This is a genomic window from Paracerasibacillus soli (assembly GCF_042432965.1).
Lineage (GTDB): Bacteria > Bacillota > Bacilli > Bacillales > Amphibacillaceae > Paracerasibacillus > Paracerasibacillus soli.
Genome location: NZ_JBHLWL010000013.1, coordinates 59,705 through 69,168, shown reverse-complemented (window position 1 = coordinate 69,168; position 9,464 = coordinate 59,705). Strand labels below are relative to the sequence as shown.

8 protein-coding genes are annotated in these 9,464 nt (G+C 36.1%); 1 reads left to right on the top strand and 7 read right to left on the bottom strand.

All coding sequences use genetic code 11. The features are described from left to right. Nucleotides 1–119: 119 nt before the first annotated feature. Nucleotides 120–1,829, bottom strand: coding sequence for a methyl-accepting chemotaxis protein (locus ACFFIS_RS04100; protein WP_390186268.1), 1,710 nt, complete (start codon nt 1,827–1,829; stop codon nt 120–122). Between the two features lie 506 nt (nt 1,830–2,335). Next, the gene (locus ACFFIS_RS04095; protein ID WP_390186267.1) at nt 2,336–3,139 is read right to left on the bottom strand and encodes an RDD family protein; all 804 of its coding nucleotides are present in this window, start codon (nt 3,137–3,139) and stop codon (nt 2,336–2,338) included. 118 nt (nt 3,140–3,257) lie between these two features. On the opposite strand from ACFFIS_RS04095, the gene ACFFIS_RS04090 reads away from it, so the two are divergent. Then, entirely contained in the window at nt 3,258–4,229 is a 972-nt protein-coding gene (locus ACFFIS_RS04090) for a stage II sporulation protein M (RefSeq protein ID WP_390186266.1), read from the top strand. Nucleotides 4,230–4,383: 154 nt separating this feature from the next. Here ACFFIS_RS04090 and ACFFIS_RS04085 read toward each other — a convergent pair whose 3' ends face one another. From ACFFIS_RS04085 to ACFFIS_RS04065, 5 genes are read right to left on the bottom strand one after another with little or no spacing between them, the layout of a single operon-like run. Then, entirely contained in the window at nt 4,384–5,745 is a 1,362-nt protein-coding gene (locus ACFFIS_RS04085) for a DUF58 domain-containing protein (protein WP_390186265.1), read from the bottom strand. Continuing rightward, nucleotides 5,696–6,625 (bottom strand): AAA family ATPase, encoded by a 930-nt coding sequence (locus tag ACFFIS_RS04080; protein WP_390186264.1) that lies wholly within the window; start codon nt 6,623–6,625, stop codon nt 5,696–5,698. Before ACFFIS_RS04080 ends, ACFFIS_RS04085 begins: the two co-directional genes overlap by 50 nt. After that, nucleotides 6,618–7,748, bottom strand: a complete 1,131-nt coding sequence (locus ACFFIS_RS04075; protein ID WP_390186262.1) for a DUF4350 domain-containing protein — start codon at nt 7,746–7,748, stop codon at nt 6,618–6,620. Before ACFFIS_RS04075 ends, ACFFIS_RS04080 begins: the two co-directional genes overlap by 8 nt. Nucleotides 7,749–7,750: 2 nt before the next feature. Then, nucleotides 7,751–8,392, bottom strand: coding sequence for a DUF4129 domain-containing protein (locus tag ACFFIS_RS04070; protein ID WP_320379596.1), 642 nt, complete (start codon nt 8,390–8,392; stop codon nt 7,751–7,753). A gap of 40 nt (nt 8,393–8,432) precedes the next feature. Beyond that, entirely contained in the window at nt 8,433–9,329 is an 897-nt protein-coding gene (locus tag ACFFIS_RS04065) for a hypothetical protein (protein WP_320379597.1), read from the bottom strand. Nucleotides 9,330–9,464 lie beyond the last annotated feature (135 nt).

Here is a 9,464-nt window from a genome sequence, read left to right as displayed (position 1 = left end):
TTCCGCTCCATCAATCATATATTTTATTTCATTATAAATGAAAGTACCCTATAAGAGAGACCTTTTTTTAAGTGTCTTTCTTATAGGGTACATTTTACTTTTTTCTAGACCCCTTTTTTCTACAATTTAAACTTTCCTATTACTTCTTTCGATTCATGCGTCATTTCTGTTAGCTTGTTGATGGATGAAGTAATACCTTCTACAGATTGCAATTTTTGCTCCGTAGAACTAGCGATTTCTTTCGTCCCTTCAGACACTGCTTCTGCTGCATCTGTAATATGCTGCATCGCTCCTTCCAATTGTTCCGTACCAGCAGCCATTTCTTGAACAGCTGACGATACATCTTGAATTTGCTTGGAAACGTCATTTACAGAACGATTAATTTGTTCAAATGAATCCCCTGCTACATGCACAGCAGAAATCCCCTTTTCTACTCCATTTTTTGTTATATCCATCAATTGTACAGCCTTCGTTGTTTCCTCTTTAATCGTACTAATAATACTAGAAATTTGTTGGGCGGATGTTCCGGATTGTTCCGCCAATCTTCTTACTTCATCTGCAACGACTGCAAATCCACGTCCGTCCTCTCCCGCACGTGCCGCTTCGATTGCAGCATTTAATGCTAATAAGTTTGTCTGATCGGCAATTTCCGTAATAATACTAATAATATGGTCAATTTCATTTGATCTATCATCTAAACCAGCAATGACATTTTCTAATCCATTCATATCTTTCATAATCGTATTCATTTTTTCTACTGTGTTTTCAATTATCTTTGTGCCTTCTAAAGCTTGTTTAGATGCATCAACGGAAGCAATCGAAACATGTCCTGCATTATCGGCAATGGTATGTGCACCACTAGCCATAGAAATGGCAATTTGATTGGTACTCTCAATATTACTTGTTTGCTTCGAAATACCCGTTTCTAGTTGTTGCATCGTAGCAGCAATCTGTTGTGTAGCTCCATTTGTTTGTTGGGCATTTTTAGTTAGTCCCTCAGAAGACTTCGCCACATGTTCTGCATTTATCTTCACCTGCTGAATAATATCTCGTAACTGCTGGGCCATATGGTTTAGTGTTTCTGCCAATTGACCAAGTTCGTCTTTATTTTTGATTGAAATATCCTTCATATTTAAATGACCATCTGCAATGTTTTTTGCATAATCAATTAATAGTGTAATCGGCTTTGTTTTTCTTCTAATCAACCAGATTGTAATACATGCAGCTAGTGTTATTGGGATTAATCCAAGCAAGAAGCTATCTTTAACAGCGTCCCATGTCCGTTCACTTACAATTTTCGCATCAAAGTCAATCGCACTTAAGGCAATAATTTCCTTCGAAGGATCATGGTCTTTGAAAATAGGAGCATAACCAGTAACACGTTTCATTCCGCCATAAGTATATATTTCGGAATACTGGGGTTGTTTTGTATCTAGAATTGTTTGAACTAGTTGTTGATCAAGGTAAAAATCGTCTCCAATGGAAAATCCTTGTTTCTCCAAGTTTTGATCGAGTGTTAAAATTTCCCCATCCAATGTTAATATGTATTGATCGGCAAATATATGTTTATGATCAACCGTCCAGTTAATACTTTCTTGTAAACTCTTTTTTATTTCATTATCTCCTTGTAGTGCTTTTTCAATATCTGCTGGATCCAATAAACCCGTCGTTATATTGGCACAGCCAACTGCCTCAATACCCGCAGCCTCATACGTCTTTTGATAACTAACCCAAAAATTTGATAGTGACGTGATGAACATAGATATTGCTAGTACAATTACGACAATGATGCCAATGTGTCCTGAAATTGTTTTTTTCAAATTACTCATTCCTTCCGTCTCATCCACTATTTATAGCGGATTGTTTAATCTAAGATGTACTATTAAAAATGAGTGCGTTTCCGCCATGTTAGAAGAATATATAAAAATATCATGATGAATAAGAGTATGCATTCACTTAGTAGGAGGAATGTTTGCAATATGTAAACTTAAACACTCTCATGATTTTCTAGTTCCATATACCCAATTTATAGGAAAAAATACCTATTTGCAATAGAATTATCTTCATCCTAAATGGAAAAATATAGAACTAGGGGAATGAAGCCCTATTCTGTCACGTATGTCTAAAAATCCACGGAAAAATAAAACCTTTCTAACAATCACCCATAATAGTTAGAAAGGTTTACATAAATGGAACGTATACAACAAAAGCAATTTCATATAGGCAGATACCATACGCATTAACATATAAAATTCAGTTCACAGTACGGTTCAGCTTTCAAAATCAATAAAGATACATAGAAATATGGACGGTGCATACAATCCTATTGTAAAAGCTACAACTCATACTCCCAATCTTCTCTTAATCGGTCATATAAGGCTAAAAGGCCATTTTCCAAATCATAGTTTGTTTTTCCAGTCAAATCCCACCCTATCTTAGGATACAAGATATTCGCTACTTGGTTAGTGAAAGATTCCCGCTCACCAACCGATAAACTAAGAAAGCGTTGACTATATGTTTGAAGCAATTGCCAATCTTTTTGTGAAATAACATTTAATGCCCAGTCTTCTACAGGGTAGTTTTCTATAGATGCCTCACGTTGCATGATTTCCTTTTCAAGTAGTGTCATTTTATTCTTTTGTTTCGTCTTCTGTTCATGTACAACAATCGTTCCAGCCACAAGATCACCTAAACGCTTATGTTTCGGATGGAGAAATATCATGAATATCCCGAGTAAATAACTAATTGGAAGGGAATCTATAATCCGCAATAAATTACGAATAAAACTAGAAAGAAAAGTAATACTATGTCCATTTTCCTGGATAACGCGTATCCCCATTATATTTTTTCCAACTGTTCTACCACCCGAAAAATATTCATAAAGAATAAAGTATCCCCACTGTATAACAAAAATTGCAATAATCATCATAGCAAAAATAAATGAATTCAAATCAAATATATAAAGCCAATATGATTCACTAAATATTAAAATAATAAAAATTATGGCTAGCAATAAGTTAACAGCAGATAAAATAAGCTGATCTATAATAAATGCAGCCGCTCTGCTACCTAAACCTGCTAATTGAAATTGCAAAGAAATAAATTCAGGTGTCTTTACGCCAACCTGTTCTTTCTCCATTTTCATCCTTCCCCTCTATGTTTAGTAAATTTTATAATTGTTAGTTTCAATTTTCCCAATTTACTACTATAATGAAGTTACAATATTTATTAAAATGTGCATGAGAAAGAGGTTTTTTATGAATATTAAACAGTTTATCAAACAACATAAAGATAATTGGCAACAACTAGATGCTGCCATACAACATCTACATACACGAAAGCACCAAGTGACAAGTCAAGATATTGATCGCTTTTATCGACTTTATCAAAAGACAGCCCAAAACCTATCATATGCACAAACTTATTTTCCACAAGAAGAGATGACAGTTTATTTAAATACACTCGTTGCCAAAGCACATAATATGCTGTATAAAGACCAAGTATCTAGCGGCAAGCAAATCAAACAATTCTTTACTGTTACATTTATTCAGCTATTATGGGACCAGTATAAAGCTGTTATCATTGCAATGGGATTATTCTTGCTCGGTGCGGCTGGAAGCTTTTTAGCTGTTTTAAGTAATCCAGATCATATTTATGCTATTTTACCAAGTGAAATCACAGCAGAAATTAATCCCGAACGACTTAATTCAAATCCTGGGACGATAGACGGCTCATTCATGTCTGCAAGCATCATGACAAATAATATCCAAGTTGCATTTTTAGCTTTTGCAGGCGGGATTACTTTTGGCATCTTAACGGTCTATGTACTTATGATCAATGGTATTATGGTTGGAGGACTAGCTGCCTTTTTCTGGCATTATAGTAAAACCTATGTATTCTGGGCATATATCGTTCCACACGGTATCATTGAACTAACCGCCATTTTTATCGCTGGTGGTGCAGGGTTGTTAATGGGTTATAAACTTTTAGTTCCGGGTAATTATTCTCGAGGCTATCAGTTGAAAATCCAAGCTACCCGCTCCATTCAACTTATACTCGGGACGATACCATTGTTTGTTATCGCTGGAATCATTGAAGGTTTTATTACACCCGCTGCTATCTCACTAGAAATGAAATATGCTGTTGCACTTCTTACATTATTTGGACTTATCCTGTATGTAGGCATTGGAAAAATGGTATGGAGCAAGACGGATACGATACATCTTTAAAAGAACCCCTCTCCCTGGTATTCCCCAAAAATTTATCGTAAGAGATCAATTTTTGGCGTGCAGTACCTTACGAGGAGTTCTTTTTAATTCAAGTGCTTGTTCCGTCACGAACAATTGCATTTCCATCCAACATGAAGAACTGCACCCAACCTATCTAAATTACATTCCGATTCACAAAATCAAAATAAATTGAAATCGCAGTTGCTGCAAGATTTTCCTTCTTAGCTTCAATCATGAGCAGACCTTGCTTCTCCCACTTAGCCATTTCACGTTTTTTAAACAGCATTTGTTGTTGGGCAATACTTTTGTGCATTGCTTCACGTTCACCAAATGGAAATTTACGAATCGTGTCCTTTATAACCGAATCTTCTATACCAATCATAAAGAATACATGCCTTTGACGTATACGTTGCAAATAATGTAATGCACTTTCTTCATACAAAAATGTGCGTATATCACTAAATAAGAGTAGCAAACTACGCTTTTTTTGATGGAGCTCTACATAAGATAGAGCATGTGCGTAATTCGCTTCAACAGGTTCTGCTTTAACATTATAAACCGCTTGTAAAATCGTTTGTAAATGAGCCATCCCTTTTCCAGCTGGTACAAATACTTGAACCTCTTTTGAAAAAGCAATTACCGAGACATAATCGCCCTTTTCAAGTGCGGCAGCAGCAACGGTAATTACAGCTTCTAATGTTTTTTCTAAGCGATTTACTTCCTCCAACTCTGCACCCATCATTCGCCCACAATCTAGTAAAAGTGTCATATACTTCCCATGCTCTGGTTCATACTCATTCGTCATCACCTCACGAAGTTTAGCTGTCTGTCGCCAATTAATCATGCGCGGGTCATCCCCTACAACATAATTACGGATTTGTGCGAATTCACCCGCACCCGATTGAAATTTACGGATTACCGTACCTTCATGAAGTAAATAACGTTGCATATCTTGTAAATAATGTTTTGTCTCCGATAAATCTGGAATAACCCGTACGGTATGCATATCATCGATTGTCATTTGCTTCTGCCATAAGCCTAAAGTACTTGTATAGCGAACATATAATTTCTTAATCACATATTTTCCTCTCTTAGATGCGCTTGTTTCATAAGTTATAGTAGTCGCAGCATGCATCTTACATGTACCACTCACTGGAAATGGGCGTTCAAATGAAGCTGGTAAGCCATCGACAATCGTATAAAACAAATCATGTTCCGAGTGATTTGACAATTCAATATTAACTTTGTAGTTGATACCTCTTTCTAACTCCTCTGGTAATACCCGTTTCATCCCTATCATACGTTTACGTGGTATGAAAAATAAATCAATGAAACTAGCTAGAATTACACTCATGTTCAATAAAAATATAAAACTCCAGGCAATATCTGTCACTCTACCAAGTACAATAAGACAGATAGAAAATATAGCATATCCTATTAATAACCGTTTAGATGGTACAATCCCGCTATCTTGGAACAGGAGTCGTCCCCACCAATTCTTCAATGGCTTGGTCAATGGTACCTCCCTCCAATTCTACGTGTGGAGATAATTGTATGCGATGGCGTAGTGATGGCTTGACGACAATTTTCACATCATCTGGTATCACATAGTCCCTTCCCTCCATATACGCCCATACTTGCGCTGTTTTTCCGATTGCTATTCCAGCTCTTGTGCTTGCCCCAAAACGAATTGTTTCAGACTCCCGTGTACTGCGAACAATTTGTAAAATGTATGCCAAAATCTCGTCACTTACTTTTACTTGTTCAATTTCTGCTTTGATTGTTGTAAATGTTTCCATACTGAAGACAGCAGCCATTTCCTTTGCGATTGAAGCGTGCGTAATCATCTGTTCCAACACCCTTTTTTCTTCTTCAAAGGATGGAAAATCAATGATAAGTTTAAATAGAAACCGATCCTGCTGTGCTTCTGGTAACGGATATGTACCTTCAAATTCCAGTGGATTTTGCGTTGCGACAACAAAAAACACTGTTGGCAAAGGATATGTTTTGCCTTGGATTGTCACTTGTTTCTCCTCCATTGCCTCAAGTAAAGCTGCCTGTGTTTTGGCAGGTGTTCGGTTGATTTCATCTGCTAAAAGTATATTCGTAAAAACAGGGCCTTTTAATGTTTCAAAAGTACCGCTTTTCATGTTATAAATCATACTTCCTGTTATATCACTTGGTAATAAGTCTGGTGTAAATTGGATACGTTGAAAAGTTCCTCCCAATAAATCAGCAAGCGTTCTAACCGTTTTCGTTTTCCCCGTACCAGGTACACCTTCTAATAAGACATGCCCTCCTGACAAAATTGCACATAATAATAAGCGTAAATTTGTCGTTTGTCCTATAATATGTTTTTCATAACGGGCTAACAATTGATGTATTTTTTCATTCATTTTCTTCCACCTCTATTCGTAATCGATCTATTCTTTTAGACCAAAGCAAATATTCTTGTTTATTGAGACGACCTTTTTGTAAAACTGTTGATATCCCTACGAGAAAACGATCAATATCTCGTTTACTCATTGTCGTCCATCTTTTAGCTAACTGATCAGATATATCTGTCCACTTTGCTTGATATGGAATATACCACTGTTCCTGAAGGAGCACTTTTACATAATCTGCTTGAATGACAAGTGAATCGGCGTAACGCTTTCCTCGTAAATACCATGCTGATATGGCCCGAATTCCTTCGTCTCCAAATCTCACCGTTTCTTTTCTTACAACATAAATTGGGCCAAATCTTTTCCCTTGATACCATAACCATAAAATAGTCAAAATAGCACCCTGAAACAATACAAGTAAAAAAGAAAGTGGATAAACCTCATATGACTGTTCTGTTATATTTTCACGATGAGAATACTCATCAAAATAAACTGTCTTTCCAGGTGTTTCATTCATGAGACCTAATAGGAGTGGAATGTGATCTTCCTTTAATATATTGTCATTTGTTACCCAATCTGGAAAAAGTGATACAATTAACTCACCTTTTCCAAAACTACGCTTCAGTGCGATTGGTCCCGAGTTATCATAAATGAGAATCTCATCATCTATATTTGGTACAAGTCGATAACGATACGATACTTCTGCCTCATACGTATCACCATTTTTATCATAGATTGTTTTTTCCCCGTTATAAAGTATAGATTCCGTTGTTAGTCCAAATAATTCATCAGGATTTCGCTGAAACAACATAATCGTATTACCATGCCACATAAAATCTACATAAGCATCTATTTGATCTTCTGTTGCCATAACAGATGGTTCAATCATGACAAGTACTTCATTATTTGCTTGATCAGACAGCTTACTTGGGGAGCGATTCCAACGTTTTACAGTAGCTAATTCTCGTTCTAAATATGTATAAAATGCCTTCACACCAGTTGGCGAGGGAGAAGTTGTTAAATACGCAGGATAGTCCTTCTGTTGGTATGGCTGAAAAAAGTAACTTGCGATAAAAAATAATCCAAGTACAACTACAAGCCATAACCAGCTATTTCTAGTCCATTTTTGCTTCAAGCTTATTCAACCTCCTTATTTCCCCCGACATTTAATAGTGGCAAAATACGTTTTTCATATGCCTTATATTCCTCTTTATTAATCGGCCTTTCTCCATATGTGATTTCATCAAATATACGTGCTAGCTGGTAAAATTCATCTGCTAAATTTTTATTAACCGTACGCAATTCTAAATAATATTCCCCGTTCGTTTTCCATAATCCTTTTTCCAACCATCCCTGTTTATGAGAATAAAGTAATAAAGCTAAAAACAAATGACGACTTGCCTGTGAAAAGTCTCCAGCGGTTTCTTGCTTTTGCGCTTCCGATATATGTGTAGCAAACGTCCAATCTTTTTCCTTCCCCTCAACAAATGGAATATGATCACGAAATTGTTGCTTTCGCTTTACATAACGAATCAATAAAAAAATACAAATTACTAATAATACTCCAACAAGCAATAAAATACTCGTTATCATAACTTTCGCCATCTTTTCGTTTGTTGCGGCAGACGGAAATAATTCCACGACCTTCTCATATAGCCATTCTTTAAAGTCATTCCACAACTTTGTAAGTGGATTTATACGTTGTACATCGTAGACACGATACTCAGATGAACGTAAAATTTCATCCAATTGTTTTCGAGCATCTTCTGTATCAAACATATATGATCACCAACTTCTTGTTTAAGTACGTCATCCTCTTTTACTCATCATACTGATCAATCATTTCCTTGAGATCATCCGCATCATGGCGAATTTTTAAATCAAAAAACATCACTGCATAGCCTACTGTAAACAGCGTCAATGTAACGAGGTAAACTACATTTTGAATCATAGAATATAAAACGCTATTCCCCAATAGCACGCCAAATGTCGAACCTAATGCAAAATTAATCGTGCTAATAATAATCATAAACACGAAATAAATACCAAATAAAGTCCAAGTTCTGCCTTTTGTAAGCCGCCAACTTCTAGTAAAGCCGGGCATTCCTTCTCGAAAAACAACGGTACTAAAATAAAAACCCCATCTTGTAAATAATAAACCCGCCCCTATAAATAACCCAATAAATAGCAGAATTCCAATTAGAATACCCGTAATTAGATTTGCTAGACTTAAAGTTACCGTAAATATACTGACAATGAAAACTGTAGTGAACAGTATCGTCATTACCATTATCAGAAATAAAATCGTACTTCCGAGCAGACCGCCATACCTTGAAATTGCTTGTTTCACTACAGCACTTAACTGGTACTCCTCTCCTACTCTCATATGATTGATAGCTATTAAGATGGAAGCAAATGCTAGTGGGGCCGTAAAGATACTCATCATACTGGCGATAACTGTTGCAATATCCGTTGCTGTAAAAGCTGTATCTTCGTAATCATAAAGGAAGGATTCAAACAATCCCCCCATTGAGCTAAATTCCCTCACAAATTGTACTCCCATTGCCATCTCTATAATTGCTTGCAATAAATAAACTGGTCCTAAGAAAATTAACATCATAAGGAAGAAATCTTTAAACTTTGCCTTACTCAAACTAAATGTATGATCTAAAATTTGCCCAAAAGTTTTAGGGCTGCCAAATCTAGGGTCTAACATAAAGGCCTCCTCTAATTAAGTGATTATTCTAAGATTATCGCAATTAGCGCCTACATGTCTATAGTACAAAGGGACTAGGCAATATCGATAACTTTTGTTTGACCAAACCATTACTATAAAATTATGTGTAATAGC

Coding starts and splice junctions, on each gene's coding strand:
- ACFFIS_RS04065 (WP_320379597.1), bottom strand. CDS start 9,329: ATGTTAGACCCTAGATTTGGCAGCCCTAAAACTTTTGGGCAAATTTTA.
- ACFFIS_RS04090 (WP_390186266.1), top strand. CDS start 3,258: ATGAATATTAAACAGTTTATCAAACAACATAAAGATAATTGGCAACAA.
- ACFFIS_RS04095 (WP_390186267.1), bottom strand. CDS start 3,139: ATGGAGAAAGAACAGGTTGGCGTAAAGACACCTGAATTTATTTCTTTG.
- ACFFIS_RS04080 (WP_390186264.1), bottom strand. CDS start 6,625: ATGAATGAAAAAATACATCAATTGTTAGCCCGTTATGAAAAACATATT.
- ACFFIS_RS04070 (WP_320379596.1), bottom strand. CDS start 8,392: ATGTTTGATACAGAAGATGCTCGAAAACAATTGGATGAAATTTTACGT.
- ACFFIS_RS04100 (WP_390186268.1), bottom strand. CDS start 1,829: ATGAGTAATTTGAAAAAAACAATTTCAGGACACATTGGCATCATTGTC.